The sequence below is a fragment of the Pseudomonas anuradhapurensis genome (assembly GCF_014269225.2).
Classification (GTDB): Bacteria; Pseudomonadota; Gammaproteobacteria; order Pseudomonadales; family Pseudomonadaceae; genus Aquipseudomonas; species Aquipseudomonas anuradhapurensis.
The window spans coordinates 905,124-927,054 of record NZ_CP077097.1; the positions used below are offsets into that span (position 1 = coordinate 905,124).

Below are 21,931 nucleotides of genomic sequence, written 5' to 3' on the forward strand. Positions count from 1 at the left end.
CATGCTCGAGCTCGCCAAGGAGCAGATAGCCATGGGCCAGAAGGCCGCCACCAAGGCCGAGGCCTTGTGCCTGCTGGCCGACCGGTTGGTCGCCGACGGCCTGGTCGCCGAAGGGTACCTGCAAGGGCTGCAGGCCCGCGAGGCGCAGGGCTCCACCTTCCTTGGCCAGGGCATCGCCATTCCCCACGGCACCCCGCAGACGCGCGACCTGGTGTACGCCACCGGCGTGCGCCTGCTGCAGTTTCCCGAGGGTGTGGACTGGGGCGATGGGCAAATGGTCTACCTGGCCATTGGCATCGCCGCCCGTTCCGACGAACACCTGCGCCTGTTGCAGCTGCTGACCCGCGCCCTGGGCGAGACCGACCTGGCCGAAGCGCTGCGTCGCGCCGGCTCCGCCGAGGCGTTGCTGAAACTGTTGCAAGGCGCGCCCCAGGAACTGGCCCTGGATGCGCAACTGGTCGGCCTGAACCTGCCTGCTGAAGACTTCGACGAACTGGCCTGGCGCGGCGCTCGCCTGTTGCAGCGGGCCGAGTGCGTCGACAGCGGGTTCGCTGCCGTGCTGCAGCAGGCCGAACCGTTACCGCTGGGCGAGGGCCTGTGGTGGCTGCACAGCGAACGCCAGGTGCGTCAGCCGGGGCTGGCCTTCATCACCCCGCAACAGCCATTGCGCTATCGCGACCAGCCGCTCAACGGCCTGTTCTGCCTGGCCAGCCTCGGCGCAGCCCACCAGGCCTTGCTCGAACGCCTGTGTGAAGTACTGATCGAAGGGCGCGGGCAGATGCTCTACCAGGCCACCAGCAGCCGCGCAGTCCTGGAAGTGCTGGGCGGAGAGGCGCCGGCGGACTGGCCCAGCGCGCGTATCGTGCTGGCCAACCCGCATGGCTTGCATGCCCGCCCAGCCAAGGTGCTGGCGCAACTGGCCAAAGGTTTCGAGGGGGAAATCCGCGTGCGCCTGGTCGACAGCGCGCAGCCAGCGGTGTCGGTGAAGAGCCTGAGCAAGTTGCTCAGCCTCGGCGCCCGTCGTGGCCAGGCGCTGGAACTGGTGGCTGAACCCACTATTGCCGCCGATGCCTTGCCGGTGCTGTTGGCTGCCATCGAACAAGGTCTGGGCGAGGAGGTGGAACCGTTGCCGCAGGGCAGCGCGGCTGCCGTCAGCACCACCGCCGAAGTGCTGCAGGCACCGCCGGCCGGTAGCCGTGTCCAGGGCGTGGGCGCCGCCCCGGGTATTGCCAGTGGCCCGGCCCACGTGTGTGTCGAGCGCGAGTTCGACTACCCCCTGCGCGGCGAGTCGTACGCCCAGGAGCGGCAGAGGCTGCGTGAAGCCGTGGCGACTGTGAACAGCGAATTGCAAGCCTTGGTCCAGCGCAGTGACAAGGCCATTGGCGAGATCTTCGTGACCCACCAGGAAATGCTCGCCGACCCGGCCCTGAGCGACGATGTCGAGCAGCGCCTGACCCAGGGCGAGAGCGCCGCGGCGGCGTGGATGGCGGTGATCGAGGCGGCGGCACGCCAGCAGGAGTCGCTGCACGATGCCTTGCTCGCCGAGCGTGCCGCTGACCTGCGCGACATCGGTCGCCGGGTGCTGGCGCAACTGTGTGGTGTGCAGGCGCAAGCCGAACCGCAACAACCGTACGTCCTGGTGATGACTGAAGTCGGCCCGTCCGATGTCGCCCGGCTGGACCCGAGCCGTGTTGCCGGTATCGTCACTGCCCAGGGCGGCGCCACCGCCCACAGCGCGATTGTCGCCCGTGCCCTGGGCATCCCGGCGGTGGTCGGCGCCGGCGCCGCGATCCTGCTGCTGGAGGCGGGCACGCCGTTGCTGCTCGATGGCCAGCGCGGCGTGGTCAGCGTGGCGCCACCGGCAGATGAACTGCAACGTGCCCTGGCCGAGCGGGACCTGCGCGAGCAACGCCTGCAGGCGGCCTGGGCCAACCGCTACGAGCCGGCAGTCACCCGCGATGGGCATGCCATCGAGGTGTTCGCCAACATCGGCGAAAGCAGCGGCATCGCCAAGGTGGTGGAGCAGGGCGCCGAAGGCGTGGGCTTGCTGCGCACCGAGCTGATTTTCATGGCCCACCCCCAGGTGCCGGACGTGGCCACCCAGGAGGCGGAATACCGACGCGTGCTCGATGGCCTCGACGGTCGCCCGCTGGTGGTGCGTACCCTCGATGTCGGCGGCGACAAGCCGCTGCCGTACTGGCCGATCGCTGCCGAGGAAAACCCGTTCCTCGGCGTGCGTGGGGTACGCCTGACCTTGCAGCGCCCGCAGGTGATGGAGGACCAGCTGCGCGCCTTGCTGCGGGCCGCCGACCAGCGCCCGCTGCGCATCATGTTCCCGATGGTGGGCCAGGTGCACGAGTGGCGCGAAGCGCGGGCCATGGTCGAGCGCCTGCGGGCGGAAATCCCGGTGGCCGATTTGCAATTGGGCATCATGGTCGAAGTGCCGTCGGCAGCCCTGCTGGCCGCGCAACTGGCGCGCGAAGTCGACTTCTTCAGCATCGGCACCAATGACCTGACCCAGTACACCCTGGCCATCGACCGTGGCCACCCGAGCCTTTCGGCCCAGGCCGATGGCCTGCATCCGGCGGTGCTCAGCCTGATCGACATGACCGTGCGCGCCGCGCATGCCCATGGCAAGTGGGTGGGCGTGTGCGGCGAACTGGCGGCCGACCCGCAGGCGGTGGCGGTGCTGCTCGGCCTGGACGTGGACGAGCTCAGCGTTGCGGCGCGCAGCATTGCCGAAGTCAAGGCCCTGGTCCGCCAGGCCGATCACCAGACGGCCCGCGCCCTGGCGCGCGAGGCCCTGCAACAGGACAGCGCCGCAGCGGTTCGCGCGCTGGTGGAGCGTTACTGAATGGCCAAGATCCTCACCCTCACCCTGAACCCGGCGCTGGATATCACCATCGGCCTGGGGACCCTGCGCCCGGGGCAGGTCAACCGCAGCCAGACGCAGCACAGCCACGCTGCGGGCAAAGGGCTGAACGTTGCCCAGGTACTGGCCGACCTGGGGCACAGTGTCACGGTAGGCGGCTTCCTCGGCCGCGATAACCTGCAGCCGTTCGAAGCGCTGATCCAGTGGCGTGGCTTTGCCGACTGCTTTGTCCGTGTGCCCGGCGAAACCCGCAGCAACATCAAGCTGGTCGAGGCCGATGGCCGTGTCACCGACGTCAACGGCCAGGGCCCGGAGGTCGACGAGGCGGCCCGCAGCGCCTTGTTGCGCCTGCTGGAGCAGGTTGCGCCGGGGCATGACGCGGTGGTGGTGGCGGGCAGCCTGCCACGCGGCATCAGTGCCGAGTGGTTCTGCCAGTTGCTCGAACGATTGAAAGCCCTGGGGCTGAAGGTTGCCCTGGACAGCAGTGGCGAAGCCCTGCGTGCTGGCTTGCAGAGCATTCCCTGGCTGGTCAAGCCGAATACCGAAGAGCTGGGCGAAGTGCTGGGCCTGGCTGTGGATAACCCGCAACAGCAGCGTGCCGCCGCCGCCCGCCTGGTGGCCAGTGGCATCGAACACGTGGTGGTGTCGGCGGGCGAGCAGGGGGTCAGCTGGTTCACCCGCGAGCTCGCCGTGCATGCCCGCCCGCCCAAGGTGCAGGTAGCCAGCACGGTTGGGGCGGGGGATTCGCTGGTGGCCGGCATGGTCCATGGCCTGCTGCAGGGCGAAGCCCCGGCACAGACCTTGGCCCGCGCCACCGCCATCGCCGCCCAGGCCGTTACCCAGGTGGGGTTCGGCATCTGTGACCGGGAGCAACTGGCGCGCCTGGAAGCCGCCGTGCAACTGACAGAACAACAAGAGGGTTGCCGATGAACATTGCCATTGTCACCGCCTGCCCCAACGGCCAGGTGTCGAGCGTGCTGAGCGCGCGTTTGCTGTCCGCCGCGGCCCAGCGGCGTGGCTGGAGTACCAGCGTCGAGGTTCAGGACGCCGAGCACCCCGAGCGGCAACTGAGCGCCGCGCAGATCGCCGAGGCCGACTGGGTGCTGGTGATCAGCACCGGGCCGGTGGACCTCGCCCGCTTCGTCGGCAAGCGGGTCTACCAGAGTACGCCGTCCCAGGCTTTGACCGACCGCGAGGGCTTTCTCGACGAAGCCGCCGCCAATGCCGAGCTGCTGACTTCAGTGGCAACCGGCCCGGCCGAGCTGGCCGGTGCCGGTGCACGCATCGTCGCGGTCACCGCCTGCCCGACCGGCGTCGCGCACACGTTCATGGCCGCAGAAGCACTGCAGCAGGCCGCGCAGCAACTGGGCTACCAGCTCACCGTCGAGACCCAGGGTTCGGTCGGCGCGCGCAACCCTTTGTCTGCCGAAGCCATCGCCGCCGCCGACGTGGTCCTGCTGGCTGCCGACATCGAAGTGCCCACCGCGCGTTTCGCCGGCAAGCGCATCTACCGCTGCGGCACTGGCATCGCCCTCAAGCAGGCCCGTGCCACCCTGGACAAGGCCCTGGCCGAAGCCAAGGTGGAAAGCGGCGCCGATGCCTCGGCAGCGGCTACGCCAACCAAGGGCGAGAAGACCGGGGTGTACAAGCACCTGCTTACCGGTGTGTCGTTCATGCTGCCCATGGTGGTGGCGGGCGGGCTGCTGATCGCCCTGTCGTTCGTGTTCGGTATCGAGGCCTACAAACATCCGGGGACCCTGCCAGCGGCGTTGATGCAGATCGGTGGCGAGGCGGCATTCAAGCTGATGGTGCCATTGCTGGCGGGCTACATCGCCTGGTCGATCGCCGACCGCCCGGGGCTGGCCCCCGGCATGATCGGCGGGCTGCTGGCCAGCACCCTGGGTGCGGGCTTCATCGGCGGCATCGTCGCCGGCTTCCTCGCCGGTTACAGCGCCAAGACCATCGCCCGCTGGGCACGCTTGCCCAGCAGCCTGGAAGCGCTCAAGCCGATCCTGATCATCCCGTTGCTGGCCAGCCTGTTCACCGGGCTGGTGATGATTTACGTGGTTGGCCAGCCGGTGGCGGCGATGCTCGACGGCCTTACCCACTTCCTCGACAGCATGGGCACCACCAACGCCATCCTGCTGGGGCTGTTGCTGGGCGGCATGATGTGCGTCGACCTGGGCGGGCCGATCAACAAGGCCGCCTATGCCTTTTCGGTGGGGCTGCTGGCCTCGTCGAGCTACGCGCCGATGGCGGCGACCATGGCCGCGGGCATGGTGCCGCCGATCGGCCTGGGTATTGCCACCTTCCTGGCCCGTCGCAAGTTCGCCCAAAGCGAGCGCGAGGCGGGCAAGGCAGCCCTGGCGCTGGGCCTGTGCTTCATTTCCGAAGGGGCGATACCGTTTGCCGCCAAGGACCCGCTGCGGGTCATCCCCGCCAGCATCGCCGGCGGCGCGCTGACCGGGGCCTTGTCGATGTACTTCGGCTGCAAGCTGATGGCACCGCATGGCGGCCTGTTCGTGCTGCTGATCCCGAATGCGATCAACCATGCGGCGCTGTACCTGCTGGCGATCGTGGCCGGTAGCTTGCTGACGGCGGTGGTGTATGCGCTGATCAAGAAGAGCGAAGGGGTAGAGCTGGCGGTAGTACCGGCGAAAGGCTAGAGGCCTGGGTTGGCGCACTGGCCGCTTCGCGGATTCAACCGCGAGGTGGCCGCTGCCGGCTAGCGTCGATGCTTCTGCCGCAGTGGCACCAGCAAGTCGCCCAACCCGTTATGGTCGATCTCGTGCATCAACGCCAACAACCCACCCAGTTCCCCTGCCGGGAAGCCTTTGCGGGCGAACCATGCCAGGTAGTCCCCCGGCAGGTCGGCGATCAGCCGGCCCTGATACTTGCCGAACGGCATGCTGCGGGTCACCAGCAGTTCTAGGGTTTCCGGCTTCATCATCGGCGCACCTGGCAGGAGAGAGTGCCGACCATACTGCAAAGTGCACGAACGCCCAAGCGGCAATCATGCAGAACGCCGCTTGCCGGGCTTCCGTTAATCAAGCTAACTATTTGATATTTGGTGTGTTTTGTTTTTGAAGCGGGTTGGCACGATCACTGCTCCCATCTAGTGGACTATCACCTGCCAAGGAGTATTGCCATGAGCAACCCGAACAAAGATGTGATCGACGTACTGAACGACCTGATCGAGTACAGCAAGGACGGCGAAAAGGGTTTTCGTGAATCGGCCGATGATGTCAAGAACCCGGAGCTGAAAGCCTTCTTCGTGCAACGTGCCGGCGAGTGCGCCAATGCTGCTGGTGAGCTGCAAAGCGAGGTGCGGCGCCTGGGCGGTAATCCGGAAACCTCGACCAGCCTGAGCGGCGACCTGCACCGTGGCTGGGTCAACTTCAAGTCGATGGTTACCGGCAAGAGCGAAGAGGCCGTGTTGAACGAGGTCGAGCGTGGTGAAGACTACGCACTCAAGGCCTACAAGGACGCCCGGGAAAAACTGGTAAAACTGGGCCGCACCGCCAGCGACCAGACCTACAACCTGGTGGAAAAGCAGCTGCAGGGCGTGCAGCGCAATCATGACCAGGTCAAGGCACTGCGCAACGCTGCACGCGCCAGTTCCTAATCGGCCGGCCCCTCTACCCGGTTGCGGCCCTTGGCCTTGGCCCGGTAGAGGGCTTCATCCGCAGCACCCAGCACCCTTGCCAGGTCGTGCTGGGTGCCGGAAACGCCGATGCCGATGCTCACCGTGACCGAGTGGGCATCATCGGCGAACGGCGTCAGTGCTTCGACACTGGCGCGGATACGTTCGGCCAGCCAGTGTGCGCCTGCCAGGTCGGTTTCCGGCAGCACCACCTGGAATTCCTCCCCACCATAGCGCGCCGCCAGGTCGGCAGGGCGGCGGATACAAGCCTCGATGGTCTTGGCCACTTCGCGCAGGGCATGGTCGCCTCCCGCGTGGCCATGGCGCTGGTTGAAGGCCTTGAAATGGTCCACATCCACCATCAATACCGCCAACGGCTTGCGGTTGCGTTGCGCGCGCGCCCACTCCTGGCGCAACACCTGGTCCAGGCGACGGCGGTTGGCCAGGCCGGTCAGGCTGTCGGTGGAGGCCAGTGTTTCCAGGCCTTGTTCGGCCTCGTGGCGGCGGCGTAATTCGCGGCCCAGCAGCAGGGTCAGCCAGAGGATGCCCACGCACAGTACGCCGGTGGCGACGCTGACCATGATCGCGGTGCGGCGCCAGGACTGGAACACTTCGTCGGCCGAGTGCGCCACCAGTACGATCAGCGGCAGCTGCGGGACCCGGGCAAAGGTATAGATGCGCAGTTTTGCACTACTGCCGGAGCGGGCGGTGAAGCTGCCGCTCTGTTCGTTGAGGATGCGTTTGAAATTGGGGCGGTCGGCGAAGTTGGTGCCAATCAGCGGGTCCTGTGCACGTGATGGCTGGCGTGCGAGCAGTTGGCCGTCGGTGTTGATCAGGTTGATGCTGCTGTCGTCGCCAATGTCCAGTCGCTGAAACAGTTCGCTGAAGTACGACAGGCGCAGCGCGCCAGCTGCCACCCCGGCAAACTCGCCATCCGCGCCGGAGATGCGTCGGCTGAAACTGATGCACCAGTCCAGGTCGCCGAGCTGCGCCTTGAACGGTGGGCCCACCAGCAGGCCGAGGTTGGCATCGCGCTGGTGCGCCTGAAACACCCCGGTAGCGCCGAAATTGGCTGTACGCGGTACGCTGCTGGTGGAGTCGCCTACCACATTGCCCTGTTTGTCCAGCCACAGCACATCACCGCGCTTGCGGTCGACGAAGGCTTCATTGAACAGCAGGCGCTGGCGCAGCGGGCCGGGTATGTTTGGCAGCTCCTGGCGCCCGACTGCCCAGATCAGGCCCTTCAGGGACTGGTCGTAGAGTTCGACATTGCGCAGGATATCGCTTTCGATCAGCTGGACGATGTTGTTGGACGAGCGGATCGCCGACAGCTCGACGCTATCGCGCTCACGGGCCAGCAGGTAGCTGACGATGGCCACGATGGCGAGCACGGCAAGGCAACTGCCCAGGTTGAGGAACAGCTCGGGGTGTGACCTGTAAAGTGCGAAACGCGGGGGTCGGGGGGTCATGCTCGCTACTGCGTGGGCAGGGCCATTCGCGGCGGCCACATTCTAGGGAAGTGGGGATTGTCGAACAAGATTTGTCCGACGGAATTACGCAGGCGAGTCTGCGCAGCCCATCGCCGGCAAGCTCCCACAGCTACCGCGTTGCCTGCTTCGCGGATAAATCCGCTCCTACAGATGTGAACTGCCCTGTAGGAGCGGCTTCAGCCGCGATCACCGGCGAAGCCGGTGCCATCCACCGTCTTAGCGAACCGAGGGCAAAGCCTTCGCTGGCGGTTTCGAATCAGAACACGTTCAATGGGTAATCGACGATTACCCGCAATTCATCGTTGTCGCTGTTGCTGTCGATCGAGGCATAACCCTGGCTGCCACGGTGCACGGCATAGCGCAGCAGCACCGACAAGTCCTTCAGGTCACCTTCCTGGAATACGTACTTCAGGTCCAGGTCCCGCTCCCAGTGCATGGCGTTCTTGCCATCGGCACGGTAGTAGTCGTAGTGGCTGGTGTCCTGGGTGGCCTTGGTCAGGTCGGCCTCACCGCGCGAGTACGACAGCGCGCTGGTCAGGCCCGGGACGCCCCAGCCAGCGAAGTCATAGTTGTACTGCAACTTCCACGAACGCTCGTTCGGCGCATTGAAGTCGGAGTACATGCGCGAGTTGTCCAGGTAGATGCTGTCGCCAAGGTTGATGTAGTCGAACGGCGTGTTGCCGTTGACCCGCTGGTAGGCGGCAGTGACGCTGTGGTACCCGGCGTTGACGGTGAAGTGCACGCTGTAGGTATTGTTGTCGATCTTGCCCAGCAGCGCCTGGCCGGTGTCCTGGGTGTGATAGAAATGCACGCCCGGGTTCAGGCTGACCAGGTCGTTGACTACATAGGTGTAGTCGAAATCGGCGTAGTACTGGTTCCAGATGTCCTTCAGCTCGGCAGCATACAGGTTGGCAGTGATGTTCGGGGTACCGCTCCACGACGCGCCGGCCCAGTTCAGGTGCTTGCTCTTGTCGTGCTCGTCCAGCGCGCCGTAGTAGGTGTCGATACGGCGGTGGCCGCTCTGGTTGTAGGGCTTGGTGAAGCTTGCCTGGCCGCCTTCGAGCAGCAACCCGTCGATGCTGGTGTTGGTCAGGCTTACGCCACGGAAGGTCTGCGGCAGCATGCGGCTTTCGCCACCGGCGATCACCGGGTTGGTGAGGAACAGGTCACCGGCTTTGAGCTCGGTGTCGAATGCCTTGAATTTGATCGCGGCCCCGGCAGTGGAGAACGAATGCGGCGCTGCACCCAGTTCGCCATCGTCCTTGATGTGCTCGGGCAGGATGCTGGTGCCGGCGTGGCCGCCACCGCCATCGAGCTTCAAGCCCAGCATGGCATGGGCATCCAGGCCAACGCCAAGCACCCCTGGGGTGTAGCCAGATTCGAAGCGCGCAACCGCGCCCTGGCCCCACTCGCGGGTGTCACGCACGCCAGCGTTGTGGTTGTCGCGGTTGAAATAGGCATTACGCAAATGCAGGTTGAGCGACGACCCTTCGATGAAGCCATCAGCCTTGTCTTCATCTGCCTGGGCGGCGAAAGGGATCGTTGCAGTCAACGCAATGAACAGCGGGGTAAAACGAAACGCGGAAGGCACCGGTACTCGCTCCTTTGGTCTGGCGGTGGGGCAGTTTTTATTTTCGAATGTGCGTCTTTTTATTGATGTACGTTACAGCCGGGCTGATAGTTGAAGCACATAAAAAAAGCCGCTGATCGGCAGCGGCTTTAAAAGGCTAACATATCGGCACCGGTGGTGCCCATGGCGTAGCCAAGGGAAAACGGGAGCAGCGACAGCGCTTGCTCAACTGTCGGCATTGGCATCGGCTTCAGCTTTCGAAGCTGTCTGGTTTGCGCTTTTGGCGGCATCAGCCTTCTGTGCGGCTACGGCTTCGCGGGCCTCTTGATGAATGGCGGCAAGCTCAGCGTTACGGGTGATGAAAGCCTGGGATTCTTCGGCCATGGCCAGCGGCGACAACAACAGGGACGACAGGACGAAGAGGCTGGCAATACCCTTACTGTTGGACATTTGAAACTACCTTCTTGCAGTGCAAGTGCTAATGAGGACAGGGCTAAAGTTAGTCCTTTCAATGCATTTGAAACAGAGCGAAGCGCGATAAGCACTGTTGCGCAAAAGGTAATTATTGGGCAAAAAGCAATTGGACTTTCGCCGGAAAGCCCCGTGCTAGACAGGCCCATGCACGGGGGCGCGTACGGCCTGGTCAGAAGCCGATGAAGGCGTAGTACACCGGGGGCTTGTGGGTGGTGCGCAATCCCTGCTGTCGCAAGTCCGCCAGCAACGCTTCATCCTCCACGTGCAGGGTCCACTGTGCTCCGGCATCGTCCGGCATTTGCCCCAGCGCCGCGGCAAATACGTGCATGTCGGGCAGGTAAGCAGTAAAACCATTGCCCTTGAGCGCACTGGTGGTGATGCCCAGCGCCTGGCATAGCGCCACCTTGGTCGCGATGTCATCCCGGTCAGCCTGACGCGAGGCTTGCACCAGCGCCTCCAGCTCGGTGTCGACCAGGCGCGTGCCGTGGATCAGCACAGGCCCCTGCTGCCAGGCTTGTGGCGGGCAGTCCTTGCTGCCTGGGCGCAGCGGGATATGCGGGTTGATCTCTACCGGGTAAATGCGGCAGACCAGCGGGCGCTGGTCATAGATAGTGCAGCGGTCGTTGACGTCGAGGTTGCGGCAGCGGCCAGGGTTGAACGCGGCAAAGGTCACCGCGACGCGTATTTCGCCTTCGCCGCAGCGCACGGGATGGGAGCGGGGTAGTACGTGCTCGCGCTGTTCCTGCGGCATGCCTGGGCCGTCGGTCACGAACGCTTCGAGCAACACGATCACCTGGCCGTTGTCTGCCGCCCAGCGACGGGTTTCGGCCAGGGTCAGTGGCACGTGGTGGCCGGTGCAGCACTTGCCGCAGCCGGTGCAGGCGAAATGCAAGCTGCCGGTCACCTGGCCTCGGGGCTCCATTCGCTGACGAAGGCGCGCTGCTGACGGCGGTCGTACAGGCACAGTTCGCTGCCGGTACGCTGCTGCAGGTGCTGCTGTGGGTAGACGCCTTCGATCAGCAGGGCGCTCATGCCGACCTGGTCATCGAACTCGGCGGGCTTGCCGCGGGCGTGGGCATCCTTGAACTGGCTGGCGGCCAGGCAGGCTTTGAGCATCTGCTGGCGCTGCTCGTTCCAGGCCTGGCTGGTCGAGGCCTGGGCGGCTGCGCTGAACAGGGCGTAGACGACCAGGATGGAGCTGAAGCATTTCATGGCGATACCGGCAAATTGCATGCGTAGGCCGCGATTATGCCTGGCTCGGCCCCGGTGGCAAGCCGGTGAATTTGTCGCTGGATTTATCAGCGCTCGGCAAACACCACGGTACGCGCCGCCACCACCAGGCAATCGGTCAGCTCCGGCGAGGAGAACTTGGTGAGGATGGCATTGGCTCCGGCCAGCCTGGCCTTCTCGGCGCTCATGGTGCTGTCCAGCGAAGTATGCAGCAGGATGTACAGGTGCTGGAAATCCGGGGTCTCGCGCAGGGTGCGGGTGAATGCGTAGCCATCCATCTCGGACATTTCGATGTCGGATACGATGATGTTGATTTCCTGCGCGGTGCCCTGCAGTTCCAGCAGCACGTTGATGGCGTCCTTGGCGCTGCGCGCGGTGTGGCATTCGATGCCGAGGTTGCGCAGGGTATGCACCGACTGCTGCAGGGCCACCTGGCTGTCGTCCACCACCAGGATGTTGGCGGCGGCCAGCAGGCTGATGTCTTCTTCACTCAAGGTTTTTTGCGGCGGCTCAGGCAGCGGCGGGGCAATGGCGTGGATGACTTTTTCAATGTCCAGCACCTGCACCAGGGTGTTGTCGACCCGGGTCACGCCGGTAATGAACGAGCGGTTGCCCGAGCCATAGGGTGGCGGTTTGATGTCAGTGCTCAGGCAATGCACGATACGGCTGACCGCCTGCACATGCAGGCCCTGGCGCGAGCGGCTGATCTCGGTGACGATCAGGCAGCCGCCGTCCGGGTCGGTCAAAGGCTGTTCACCGATGGCGCGGGACAGGTCGATGACCGACAGCGAATGGCCGCGCAGGGTCGCCACGCCTTTCACGTGGGGGTGCGATTCGGGCAGCTTGGTCAGCGCTGGGCAGGGGATGATCTCGCTGACCTTGAGCAGGTTGATTGCCATCAACTTGCCGCTGCGCAGCGTGAACAGCAGCAGGGACAGCGAGTCCGCGCGGGCATTTTGCGTGGCCATGGTGACCTTCGTCGGGAACAGGGGTAACCGGTTATCGGCCTGATCTGTTCGGGCTTTAGGCTCTGTACGAAAAGCCTTGATACTTGTTCATGCTGCGTTGAAAACAGCCTCGGAATGCTCATTCACTCCAGTACACTCCGCTTCCTCGGCTGTTTTCGCCTTGCCTGACCTGCGTCTCAAGACTTTTCGTACAGAGCCAAGGGGCAACCCCTCAGCGTAATCCCAGGCGGTGCGCCAAACGGCTGAGATTGGCCCGATCCAGTCCCAGCTCTCGGGCTGCGGCCGCCCAGTTGTGCTGATGCCGCTGCAGGCAGGCTTCGATCAGCTGGCGCTGGTAGACGTCGACGGCTGCGCGCAGTCCACCTTCGGCCAGGGCCGCCGCCTGTATGGGGGCAGCAGGGGAGGGCGGGGTGCCGGGCGCGGCGTTTGCGCGCAGGTCGAGGTCGATGGCTTCCAGGGTGAGGATGCGTGGCCTGTCTGGGTGCTGGCCCAGCGCCTTGAGCGCCGAGCGGCCGATCAGGTGTTCCAGTTCCCGCACGTTGCCTGGCCAGTCGTAGGCCAGCAGTGCCGCCTGGGCGCCGCTGCTCAGGCGCAGGCTGTTCAGGCCCAGGCGCGAACGGTTCTGTTCGAGGAAGTAGCCAGCCAGCAGCAGCACATCGCGCCCGCGTTCGCGCAACGGCGGCACGTGCAGCGGGTAGACACTGAGGCGGTGGTAGAAATCGGCGCGGAAGTTACCGCTGCGCACCTCCGCCGCCAGGTCGCGGTTGGTGGCGGCGATCAGGCGCACATCCACCCGGTGCTCGCGGTCCGAGCCAAGGCGCTGCAACTGGCCGCTCTGCAGGACACGCAGCAACTTGGCCTGCACCGTCAGCGGCAGTTCACCCACTTCGTCGAGGAACAGCGTGCCGCCATTGGCCAGCTCGAACTTGCCGCGGCGCTCGCCATGGGCGCCGGTGAAAGCGCCGCGGACATGGCCGAACAGTTCGCTTTCAACCAGCGTGTCGGGCAAGGCGGCGCAGTTGAGGCTGACCAGCGGTTTGTCGGCGCGGTTGCTGGCCTGGTGCAAGGCCTGCGCCACCAGTTCCTTGCCAACCCCGGTTTCACCGGTGATCAGCACGGTCAGGTCGCTGCCACCAACCAGGCGGATTTCCTCCACCAGGCGCTTGTGGGCGGGGCTCTGGCCGATCAGTTCTCTATCCTGGCCGCTGGCCTGGCGGTAGATCTCGGCGCGGTGGTGCTCGTCTTCGGCACGCAGGGCCAGGTGCTCGATTCGTTCGGCCACGGTAACCGTGGCGGCAGCCAGGCTGGCGAAGGCCTGCAGGGCATCCAGCTCCAGGCTCTGGAACTGCCCGGGGGTGAGGGCGTCGAGGGTGACCAGGCCCCAGGGGCGCTCATCGACCATCAGTGGGCAGCCCATGCAGTCATGTACTTCCAGGTTGGCATGGGCGGCGTTGACCAGGCCATCGTAAGGGTCGGGCAGCTCGGAGTCGCTGGCGAAGCGGGTGGGCTCCGGGCGGCTGAGCAGGATCTGGAAGCGCGGGTGCTCGCTGACCCGGAAGCGCCGGCCAAGGGTATCCGGGCTCAGGCCGTCCACCGCCAGCGGCACCAGCCACTCACCGTCCAGGCGCAGCAGCGCGGCGGCATCGCAGGGCAGTAGCCCGCGCATGGCCTGTAACAGGCGGCGGTATCGTTCCTGGTCCGGCAAGTCGCGGGACAGGTCACTGACCAGGGGCAGCAGGGCGGTGAGCAGTGGCTTTGTAGTCATATGGACTCCTGTGGGTCGTTATGACTATACGCGCGGGCGGGTCGTTTTGACATGACGCCGGTCAAAGCCCTGATTTTGCTGGGAATAAAAGTTGGCACGATTGCTGTAATAACCGCGGCAGTCATTCGAAGCCACAGGCTCAGGAGTTGTCGCAATGCTCAATGCCGAACAACGTGCAATCATCAAGGCCACTGTCCCCCTGCTGGAAAGCGGCGGCGAAGCGCTGACCACCCACTTCTACAAGATGATGCTCAGCGAGTACCCGCAGGTACGCCCGCTGTTCAACCAGGCCCACCAGGCCAGCGGTGACCAGCCGCGTGCCCTGGCCAACGGCGTGCTGATGTATGCCCGCCACATCGATCAACTGGAGCAGCTGGGCGGCCTGGTCGGTCAGATCATCAACAAGCATGTCGCCTTGCAGATTCTGCCGGAGCACTACCCGATCGTCGGCAGCTGCCTGCTGCGCGCCATCGAGGAGGTGCTGGGCAAGGACATCGCCACCCCCGCCGTCATCGAGGCCTGGGGCGCGGCCTATGGCCAACTGGCCGACATTCTGATCGGCGCTGAAGAAAATCTCTACATGCAGAAGGAAGAAGCCGAAGGTGGCTGGCGCGGTACCCGTGAATTCCGCCTGGTACGCCGGGAGCAGGAAAGCAGCGAGATCGTTTCGTTCTACTTTGCCCCGGTTGATGGCAAAGCGGTGCTCAAGGCCGAACCTGGCCAGTATATCGGCCTGAAGCTGGACATCGACGGTGCCGAGCAGCGCCGCAACTATTCCCTGTCGGCCCTGTGCGATGGCAAGGAATATCGCATCAGCGTCAAGCGCGAGCAGGGTGGCAAGGTTTCCAATTACCTGCATGACCAGTTGGCCGTGGGCGATACCCTGCAGCTGTTCCCGCCGGCTGGCGACTTCACCCTGGCCGCAGGTGACAAGCCGCTGGTGCTGATCAGTGGTGGCGTTGGCATCACCCCGACCTTGGCGATGCTGCAGGCGGCCCTGCAAACCCGGCGCGAGGTGCATTTCATCCATTGTGCGCGTAACGGCGCCGTGCATGCCTTCCGTGACTGGGTCGATGGCCTGGCCGAGCGTTATCCTCAGCTCAAGCGCTTCTATTGCTATGCCGAGCCGGAAGGTGCTGCTGCAGCCGATGCGGTGGGCTTGCTGAGTGAAGACCTGCTGGCCGAGTGGCTGCCGCAGGAGCGCGATGTGGATGCGTACTTCCTCGGGCCGAAGGGCTTCATGGCGGCGGTCAAGCGCCAGCTGAAAGGCCTGGGCGTGCCGGAGCAGCAGAGCCGCTACGAGTTCTTCGGGCCGGCGGCGGCGCTGGAGTGATGTAGCGCCGGTATCGGCCTCTTCGCGGGTTTACCTGCGAAAGGTCCGGTACGGGCTTGCGAAACTCGTCATCCCAGCCGCTGGCAAGCCAGCTCCCTTGCAGCATTGCTCCCGCCCGTGGGTAATCGAGAACGAAACGGTCGACAGCATTCGCCGCCTGGGGGCTGGCTTGCCAGCGGCTGGGCCAGCCACCTTGTGCCTATATATAAGGAACGATTAAAACCTTCGTGTAGTTTTCATCGTTAATTCTCCTTTAATCACGGTATCCTTCACTCCCGGGTGTCGAGGGGCTTGGCCCTGCGCGGCACCTGGGCAGCCGCTTTTTGCTGCCCGACGTTGAACCGACGTCGTCGCGGCCGGTCTCAGCCACGCTGGATAGCCCTGCGCCGCGCTATCACGCTGCTTCCTCGGCATGCTCACAGGCCCTGCCCAGCGTGTAGACTTGCGCCCAGGCAGGCGGACCACGCTGCCACTATCCATCGAAGGAATCGGCAATGAACGAACAAACATCGCGCCTGAATCGGGAACGGCGCTTTCTGGTGCTGTTGGGCCTGATCTGCATTTCGCTGATCGGCGGCGCCCTGTACATGCAGATCGTGCTCGGCGAGGCGCCGTGCCCTCTGTGCATCCTGCAGCGTTATGCGCTGCTGTTCATTGCCCTGTTCGCCTTCATCGCGGCTGCGATGCCCGGGCGCCGCAGCCTGACCTTCTTCGAGGCACTGGTAGTGCTCAGCGCCATTGGCGGAATCGTTGCGGCCGGCAACCATGTGTATATACTCGCCAACCCCATGGTCAGTTGTGGCATCGATACCCTGCAGCCAATCGTGGACGATCTGCCGCTGGCCAAGCTATGGCCGCTGGTGTTCCAGGTCGATGGTTTCTGCAGCACGCCGTATCCGCCGATCCTCGGCCTGTCCCTGGCGCAGTGGGCGTTGCTGGCGTTTGTCCTGACGGCCGTGCTGGTTCCGCTCGGGATCTACCGCAACCGACGCCAGGCTTAGACAAAAGTACCGAATGGCATGGGGTCTTTTGCACCCCATGAGAAGAGTGAAAAGTTGCTCCCCGCTTGATCCAGATCAACCCGTAGGCCTTGCAGAATGCGGCTTTGGGGGCTAGCAAGCGGGGTGCGACAAACTGTCGCGAAGTTGAATTTTCGAGCAGTATTGTTGCGGATTCTGTAAAAGACTGTTGCTCAATAAGTCATAGTCAAGGGTTGGCGACCTATCTACAATCGCCCCCAATTTCCGTTCGGCACTGCTTGCGAGTCGCAGGATTGAAGGAAGCCCCAGCGCTCCTTTTTGCTGACTTCGTCAAGTTTCGCCCAACGGCGATACCGGGCGGACCCCCCTCCGCGTTTTCCCGCACCAAATGGACTTGGTCTGAAGTACAGGCCTGTTGCCTACGAAACCATAAGCACCGCTAACCCGCTTGACGCCAAGGTCCTGCAGTCGGACCCGGGCAGGAGCGAGTACGGGCGCGAAATGCCGCACTTGGCAGGACGAAGTGTTGGCTACCAAAACACAAATTGCATTGAAGCAAGCTGATCTAGAGGTCGTGAGATGAGTAAAAAGCGTTACCCCAGACTGTTTGGCATATTGCCCTTTTTAGGCATGCTTTTACTCAGTGGGTGCAACTGGACCCTGCTCGACCCGAAGGGCCAGGTCGGCATTGAGCAAAAGAACCTGATCCTCATCGCTACCGGCCTGATGCTGCTGGTGGTGATTCCGGTCATCATCATGACCGTGGTTTTCGCCTGGAAGTACCGTGCTTCCAACAAGGCCGCCACCTACACCCCCGACTGGTCGCACTCGACCAAGATCGAAGCCGCGGTGTGGATCATCCCGATCCTTATCATCATCGCCCTGGGCTACTTCACCTACCACTCCACGCACAAGCTGGACCCGTATCGCCCACTGGATTCCGATGTGAAGCCGGTGCAGATCGACGTGGTCGCGCTGGACTGGAAATGGCTGTTCATCTACCCGGAGCAGGGCATTGCCACGGTCAACAAGATCGTCTTCCCGGCTAACACCCCGGTCAACTTCCGCGTCACTTCCGACGCCGTGATGAACTCGTTCTTCATCCCGGGCCTGGGCGGCCAGATCTACGCCATGGCCGGCATGACCACCAAGCTGCACCTGATCGCCAACGAAAACGGCGAGTTCGACGGTATCAGCGCCAACTATAGCGGTGCTGGCTTCACCGGCATGAAATTCAAGGCTACTGCCACCTCCCAGGAAGACTTCGACAAGTGGGTCGCCGAGGTCAAGCAGTCGCCGAAGAAGCTGGACAAGGCCGAATACGACGCCTTGGCCAAACCAAGCGAAAACAACCCGGTCGCGCTGTACAGCGAGGCTTCGCCTGACCAGTTCCAGCTGATCGTCGACAAGTACGAAGGCATGAACCGCGGTCGTCCGAGCCACGAAGAAGCAGGCAGCAAAGATCTGGCCACTACCAAGGGTGTGGAATCGAGTATGCAACCAGCTGCCGGTGCAGAGGAGTAAGAGATGTTCGGTAAACTAAGCCTGGAGGCGATACCCTATCACGAGCCGATAGTCATGGTGACACTTGCCATGATCGCGCTCGGTGGTATCGCTGTCGTCGGTGCTATCACCTACTTCCGCAAGTGGACCTACTTGTGGACCGAGTGGTTGACGACTGTCGACCACAAGAAGATCGGGGTGATGTACATCATCGTCGCGATGGTCATGCTGCTGCGCGGCTTTGCCGACGCCATCATGATGCGTACCCAGCTGGCTGCCGCTACCGGTGGCTCCGAAGGCTACCTGCCGCCTGAACACTATGACCAGATCTTCACCGCGCACGGTGTGATCATGATCATCTTCATGGCGATGCCGTTCTTCACCGGCCTGATGAACCTGGCGGTTCCGCTGCAGATCGGTGCACGTGACGTTGCCTTCCCGTTCCTCAACTCGCTGAGCTTCTACCTGCTGCTGGCAGGCGTGCTGCTGGTCAACATCTCGCTGGGCGTTGGTGAATTCGCCAAGACCGGCTGGGTTGCCTATCCGCCGCTCGCGGGCATTCAGTACAGCCCTGGGGTGGGTGTCGACTACTACATCTGGGCGCTACAGCTATCAGGCCTGGGTACGACGCTTACCGGTGTGAACTTCCTCGTCACCGTGATGAAGATGCGCGCACCTGGCATGAAGCTGATGGACATGCCGATCTTCACCTGGACCTGCACCTGGGCCAACGTGCTGATCGTGGCTTCCTTCCCGATCCTGACCGCTGCACTCGCTCTGCTGACTGTTGACCGTTATCTGGACTTCCACATCTTCACCAACGAGCTTGGTGGGAACCCGATGATGTACGTCAACCTGTTCTGGGCGTGGGGTCACCCTGAGGTTTACATCCTGATCCTGCCGGCCTTCGGTGTGTTCTCGGAAGTCACCTCGACCTTCTCCGGCAAGCGTCTGTTCGGCCACCACTCGATGATCTATGCATCGGGCGCGATCGCCGTGCTGGGCTTCGCTGTATGGCTGCACCACTTCTTCACCATGGGTGCCGGCGCCAGCGTCAACACCTTCTTCGGCCTGGCGACGATGCTGATCTCCATTCCGACCGGTGTGAAGCTGTTCAACTGGCTGTTCACCATCTACCAGGGCCGTCTGCGCTTCACCGCGCCGATCATGTGGACCCTGGGCTTCATGATCACCTTCTCCATCGGTGGCATGACTGGCGTTCTGCTGGCTGTTCCGGGTGCTGACTTCGTCCTGCACAACAGCCTGTTCGTAATTGCTCACTTCCACAACGTGATCATCGGTGGTGCGGTATTCGGCTACATCGCCGGCTTCGCCTACTGGTTCCCGAAAGCCTTCGGTTTCACCCTGAACGAGAAGTGGGGCAAAGCTGCCTTCTGGTTCTGGATCTCGGGCTTCTACGTAGCGTTCATGCCGCTGTACGCCCTGGGCTTCATGGGCATGACCCGTCGTCTGAACCACTCCGACAACCCGCTGTGGGAACCCTACCTGTACGTAGCCGTCGTCGGCGCCGTGCTGATCCTGTTCGGTATCGCCTGCCAGCTGATCCAGCTGTACGTATCGGTTCGCGACCGCAACCAGAACCTGGACGTGACCGGCGACCCATGGGGCGGCCGTACCCTGGAATGGTCGACTTCGTCGCCACCTCCGTTCTACAACTTCGCCCACATGCCTGAGAAGGTTGGCCTGGACGCCTGGCACGAAGCCAAGGAAGCCGGTGTTGCCTACAAGCCAGCGGCCAAGTACGAAGCGATCCACATGCCGAGCAACACCTCCACCGGTTTGTTCATGGGCCTGTTCCTGACCGTCTTCGGCTTCGCCTTCATCTGGCACATCTGGTGGCTGGTTGGCGCGAGCCTGGTTGCAACCATCGCTGTCTTCGTTCGCCACGCTGCGCGTGACGACCAGGGCTACATGGTTCCGGCCGAAGAAGTGGCGCGCATCGAAGGCGAGCGCATGAAAGCGTTGGCCAAAGCAGGTGCTCTGCCTGCCGGCGCACGTGTCGAATCGTTTGAGCGGGTGTAATCAATGTCCAGTCAAGTAATGCACGGTGCTGCTCATGGTCACGACCATGGGCATGACGACCACCACCACGACTCGGGCCAGATGACCGTACTGGGTTTCTGGCTGTACCTGATGACCGACTGCATCCTGTTTGCGTCGCTCTTCGCCACCTACGCGGTGCTGTCCGGCAGTTTTGCCGGCGGCCCGTCGGGTCATGACATCTTCCAGCTCGATTTCGTAGCTGTTGAAACGCTGTTCCTGCTGCTGTCCTCGATCACCTTCGGCTTCGCCATGCTGAAGATGTTCGATGGCAAGAAAGCTGGCGTACTGGGCTGGTTGGCTGTGACCTTCCTGTTCGGTGCAGGCTTCATCGCGATGGAAATCTATGAATTCCATCACCTGATCGGCGAAGGCTTCGGCCCGAACCGCAGTGGCTTCCTGTCGGGCTTCTTCGCCCTGGTAGGTACCCACGGCCTGCACGTGACCGCCGGCCTGATCTGGATGGCAATCATGATGTACCAGATCAACAAGCACGGCATCACGCCGACCGCCAAGACCCGCATGAGCTGCCTGAGCCTGTTCTGGCACTTCCTGGACGTGGTCTGGATCTGCGTATTCACCGTCGTCTACCTGTTGGGAGTTCTGTAATGGCTAACGCACACGACACTCATCACGAAGGTAACCACGGCAGCGTCAAGTCGTACATGATCGGCTTCATCCTGTCGATCATCCTGACTGCGATCCCGTTCGGCCTGGCCATGTCGCCAAGCCTGCCGAAGAACCTGACCGTTCTGATCATTGTTGCCATGGCCGTGATCCAGGTAGTCGTACACCTCGTGTACTTCCTGCACATGGACCGCTCGAAAGAGCAACGCAACAACGTTTCGACGTTCCTGTTCACCACCTTGGTGATCGCGCTGCTGGTCGGCCTGTCGCTGTGGATCATGTTCAGCATCCACTTCGAAATGTTGGCCAAGTGAGGTAAGACTGCATGTCCGTTAAGCACTTTATCCAAATCACCAAACCGGGGATCATTTTCGGTAACGTGCTTTCCGTGGCAGGCGGTTTCTTCCTTGCCGCGAAGGGCCATGTGGATTTCGCCCTGTTCCTGGCGGTGGTAGTGGGTACTTCGCTGGTAGTCGCGTCCGGTTGCGTGTTCAACAACTGCATCGACCGCGACATCGACCAGAAGATGGAACGCACCAAGAACCGCGTCATGGTTCAGGGCGGCATGCCGCTGCCCCTCGCGCTGATCTACGCCACCCTGCTCGGGGTGGCGGGTTTCAGCCTGCTGTATGTCCAGGCCAACCCGCTGTCGGCGTTCTGCGCGCTGATCGGCTTCATCGTCTACGTCGGTTTCTACAGCCTGTGGCTGAAGCGTAAATCGGTGCACGGCACCCTGGTTGGCAGCCTGTCCGGTGCCATGCCTCCGGTGATCGGCTACTGCGCCGTGAGCAACAGCTTCGACCTGGCTGCGGTCACCCTGCTGGTGATGTTCAGCCTGTGGCAGATGCCGCACAGCTTTGCCATCGCGATCTTCCGCTTCAAGGACTACAGCGCTGCCAACATTCCGGTCCTGCCGGTGGCGCGCGGTGTCCTCGCGGCGAAGAAGCAGATCGTGCTGTACGTGCTGGCCTTCGTGCTCGCCACCCTGATGCTTACCCTCGGCGGTTACGCCGGCCTCGGCTACCTGGCCGTGGCTGCTGCCATGGGCCTGTACTGGCTGTACATGGCCTGGGGAGGCTACAAGGCCGAGGACGACAGCAAATGGGCACGCAAGGTGTTCGGCTTCTCCATCCTCACCGTCACTGCGCTCAGCGTGATGATGGGTGTGGACAGCCAGACCGCTGCGGACGTGCTGATGACCTACGCGCGCTGAGACTGCTGCCTGTTTCACGAAAACCCCGGCCATGTGCCGGGGTTTTTTTATGTGCGTTTTCCTGTGCCGGCCCCTTCGCGGGCTCGCCCGCTCCCACAGGGTTACTCTCGGCCCTGAGACTGCGCCGTATCTGTGGGGGGGGGCGGGCGAGCCCGCGAAGAGGCCCGTCCTGAAAACATAAAGTTCAGATTTTCAAAAAATA

Annotated in this window: 19 protein-coding genes; 11 read left to right on the forward strand and 8 right to left on the reverse strand. The window is 63.3% G+C overall.

Translation table 11 applies throughout. The features are described from left to right. The first annotated feature begins 1 nt into the window (after position 1). Genes ptsP through HU763_RS04185 form a run of 3 tightly spaced genes read left to right on the forward strand, consistent with a single transcriptional unit; the run spans position 2 to position 5,538 of the window. Entirely contained in the window at positions 2-2,854 is a 2,853-nt protein-coding gene (gene ptsP, locus HU763_RS04175) for a phosphoenolpyruvate--protein phosphotransferase (protein ID WP_186686346.1), read from the forward strand. Further along, on the forward strand, positions 2,855-3,802 hold the full coding sequence (gene pfkB / locus HU763_RS04180; protein ID WP_186686344.1) for a 1-phosphofructokinase: 948 nt from the start codon (positions 2,855-2,857) through the stop codon (positions 3,800-3,802). Further along, positions 3,799-5,538 carry a PTS fructose-like transporter subunit IIB gene (locus HU763_RS04185; RefSeq protein ID WP_186686342.1) on the forward strand — a complete coding sequence of 580 codons (1,740 nt, stop codon included), beginning with the start codon at positions 3,799-3,801 and terminating at the stop codon, positions 5,536-5,538. The genes pfkB and HU763_RS04185 overlap by 4 nt, the downstream gene beginning before the upstream one ends. A gap of 59 nt (positions 5,539-5,597) precedes the next feature. Here the strand turns inward: HU763_RS04185 and HU763_RS04190 are convergent, their stop codons facing one another. Next, positions 5,598-5,819, reverse strand: coding sequence for a DUF3820 family protein (locus HU763_RS04190; protein ID WP_170034042.1), 222 nt, complete (start codon positions 5,817-5,819; stop codon positions 5,598-5,600). Between the two features lie 201 nt (positions 5,820-6,020). Between HU763_RS04190 and HU763_RS04195 the strand changes: the two genes are divergently transcribed. Beyond that, entirely contained in the window at positions 6,021-6,497 is a 477-nt protein-coding gene (locus HU763_RS04195) for a ferritin-like domain-containing protein (RefSeq protein WP_186686339.1), read from the forward strand. Here HU763_RS04195 and HU763_RS04200 read toward each other — a convergent pair. From HU763_RS04200 to norR, 7 genes are all read right to left on the reverse strand, one after another. After that, positions 6,494-7,984, reverse strand: a complete 1,491-nt coding sequence (locus HU763_RS04200; protein ID WP_186686336.1) for a sensor domain-containing diguanylate cyclase — start codon at positions 7,982-7,984, stop codon at positions 6,494-6,496. The genes HU763_RS04195 and HU763_RS04200 overlap by 4 nt on opposite strands. Positions 7,985-8,261: 277 nt before the next feature. Further along, positions 8,262-9,596, reverse strand: a complete 1,335-nt coding sequence (locus HU763_RS04205; protein WP_170028306.1) for an OprD family porin — start codon at positions 9,594-9,596, stop codon at positions 8,262-8,264. A 204-nt stretch (positions 9,597-9,800) separates the two neighbouring features. Then, positions 9,801-10,025, reverse strand: coding sequence for a hypothetical protein (locus tag HU763_RS04210; RefSeq protein WP_186686333.1), 225 nt, complete (start codon positions 10,023-10,025; stop codon positions 9,801-9,803). Positions 10,026-10,218: 193 nt separating this feature from the next. Beyond that, positions 10,219-10,953, reverse strand: a complete 735-nt coding sequence (locus tag HU763_RS04215; RefSeq protein ID WP_186686330.1) for a YkgJ family cysteine cluster protein — start codon at positions 10,951-10,953, stop codon at positions 10,219-10,221. Continuing rightward, entirely contained in the window at positions 10,950-11,261 is a 312-nt protein-coding gene (locus HU763_RS04220) for a hypothetical protein (protein WP_186686328.1), read from the reverse strand. The genes HU763_RS04215 and HU763_RS04220 overlap by 4 nt, the downstream gene beginning before the upstream one ends. An 86-nt stretch (positions 11,262-11,347) precedes the next feature. After that, complete coding sequence (locus HU763_RS04225) at positions 11,348-12,247, reverse strand: chemotaxis protein (protein ID WP_170028310.1); 900 nt, start codon at positions 12,245-12,247, stop codon at positions 11,348-11,350. 211 nt (positions 12,248-12,458) lie between these two features. Then, complete coding sequence (gene norR / locus HU763_RS04230; protein ID WP_186686326.1) at positions 12,459-14,012, reverse strand: nitric oxide reductase transcriptional regulator NorR; 1,554 nt, start codon at positions 14,010-14,012, stop codon at positions 12,459-12,461. 154 nt (positions 14,013-14,166) lie between these two features. Between norR and hmpA the strand changes: the two genes are divergently transcribed. The 7 genes from hmpA (at position 14,167) to cyoE (ending at position 21,729) form a co-directional block, all read left to right on the forward strand. Next, entirely contained in the window at positions 14,167-15,345 is a 1,179-nt protein-coding gene (hmpA, locus tag HU763_RS04235) for an NO-inducible flavohemoprotein (protein ID WP_186686324.1), read from the forward strand. A gap of 494 nt (positions 15,346-15,839) precedes the next feature. Further along, positions 15,840-16,346, forward strand: a complete 507-nt coding sequence (locus HU763_RS04240) for a disulfide bond formation protein B (RefSeq protein ID WP_170028313.1) — start codon at positions 15,840-15,842, stop codon at positions 16,344-16,346. 558 nt (positions 16,347-16,904) lie between these two features. Further along, positions 16,905-17,849 carry a ubiquinol oxidase subunit II gene (cyoA, locus tag HU763_RS04245; protein ID WP_015268993.1) on the forward strand — a complete coding sequence of 315 codons (945 nt, stop codon included), beginning with the start codon at positions 16,905-16,907 and terminating at the stop codon, positions 17,847-17,849. Positions 17,850-17,852: 3 nt separating this feature from the next. Next, the gene (gene cyoB, locus HU763_RS04250) at positions 17,853-19,871 is read left to right on the forward strand and encodes a cytochrome o ubiquinol oxidase subunit I (RefSeq protein WP_063911280.1); all 2,019 of its coding nucleotides are present in this window, start codon (positions 17,853-17,855) and stop codon (positions 19,869-19,871) included. A 3-nt stretch (positions 19,872-19,874) separates the two neighbouring features. Then, the gene (cyoC, locus tag HU763_RS04255) at positions 19,875-20,498 is read left to right on the forward strand and encodes a cytochrome o ubiquinol oxidase subunit III (protein ID WP_170028314.1); all 624 of its coding nucleotides are present in this window, start codon (positions 19,875-19,877) and stop codon (positions 20,496-20,498) included. Beyond that, a complete protein-coding gene (gene cyoD, locus HU763_RS04260; protein ID WP_003259128.1) occupies positions 20,498-20,830 on the forward strand; it encodes a cytochrome o ubiquinol oxidase subunit IV in 333 nt (110 codons plus the stop codon). The genes cyoC and cyoD overlap by 1 nt, the downstream gene beginning before the upstream one ends. Before the next feature lie 11 nt (positions 20,831-20,841). Further along, positions 20,842-21,729, forward strand: coding sequence for a heme o synthase (gene cyoE, locus HU763_RS04265; RefSeq protein ID WP_170028315.1), 888 nt, complete (start codon positions 20,842-20,844; stop codon positions 21,727-21,729). Positions 21,730-21,931: the final 202 nt, after the last annotated feature.

Excerpts from the sequence above, each read along its gene's own strand:
- cyoA (WP_015268993.1), top strand. The coding sequence starts at position 16,905 with ATGAGTAAAAAGCGTTACCCCAGACTGTTTGGCATATTGCCCTTTTTA.
- HU763_RS04185 (WP_186686342.1), top strand. The coding sequence starts at position 3,799 with ATGAACATTGCCATTGTCACCGCCTGCCCCAACGGCCAGGTGTCGAGC.
- hmpA (WP_186686324.1), top strand. The coding sequence starts at position 14,167 with ATGCTCAATGCCGAACAACGTGCAATCATCAAGGCCACTGTCCCCCTG.
- cyoE (WP_170028315.1), top strand. The coding sequence starts at position 20,842 with ATGTCCGTTAAGCACTTTATCCAAATCACCAAACCGGGGATCATTTTC.
- ptsP (WP_186686346.1), top strand. The coding sequence starts at position 2 with ATGCTCGAGCTCGCCAAGGAGCAGATAGCCATGGGCCAGAAGGCCGCC.
- HU763_RS04210 (WP_186686333.1), bottom strand. The coding sequence starts at position 10,025 with ATGTCCAACAGTAAGGGTATTGCCAGCCTCTTCGTCCTGTCGTCCCTG.
- HU763_RS04225 (WP_170028310.1), bottom strand. The coding sequence starts at position 12,247 with ATGGCCACGCAAAATGCCCGCGCGGACTCGCTGTCCCTGCTGCTGTTC.
- cyoC (WP_170028314.1), top strand. The coding sequence starts at position 19,875 with ATGTCCAGTCAAGTAATGCACGGTGCTGCTCATGGTCACGACCATGGG.
- HU763_RS04190 (WP_170034042.1), bottom strand. The coding sequence starts at position 5,819 with ATGAAGCCGGAAACCCTAGAACTGCTGGTGACCCGCAGCATGCCGTTC.
- cyoB (WP_063911280.1), top strand. The coding sequence starts at position 17,853 with ATGTTCGGTAAACTAAGCCTGGAGGCGATACCCTATCACGAGCCGATA.
- norR (WP_186686326.1), bottom strand. The coding sequence starts at position 14,012 with ATGACTACAAAGCCACTGCTCACCGCCCTGCTGCCCCTGGTCAGTGAC.
- HU763_RS04220 (WP_186686328.1), bottom strand. The coding sequence starts at position 11,261 with ATGAAATGCTTCAGCTCCATCCTGGTCGTCTACGCCCTGTTCAGCGCA.
- pfkB (WP_186686344.1), top strand. The coding sequence starts at position 2,855 with ATGGCCAAGATCCTCACCCTCACCCTGAACCCGGCGCTGGATATCACC.
- HU763_RS04240 (WP_170028313.1), top strand. The coding sequence starts at position 15,840 with ATGAACGAACAAACATCGCGCCTGAATCGGGAACGGCGCTTTCTGGTG.
- HU763_RS04195 (WP_186686339.1), top strand. The coding sequence starts at position 6,021 with ATGAGCAACCCGAACAAAGATGTGATCGACGTACTGAACGACCTGATC.
- HU763_RS04200 (WP_186686336.1), bottom strand. The coding sequence starts at position 7,984 with ATGACCCCCCGACCCCCGCGTTTCGCACTTTACAGGTCACACCCCGAG.
- cyoD (WP_003259128.1), top strand. The coding sequence starts at position 20,498 with ATGGCTAACGCACACGACACTCATCACGAAGGTAACCACGGCAGCGTC.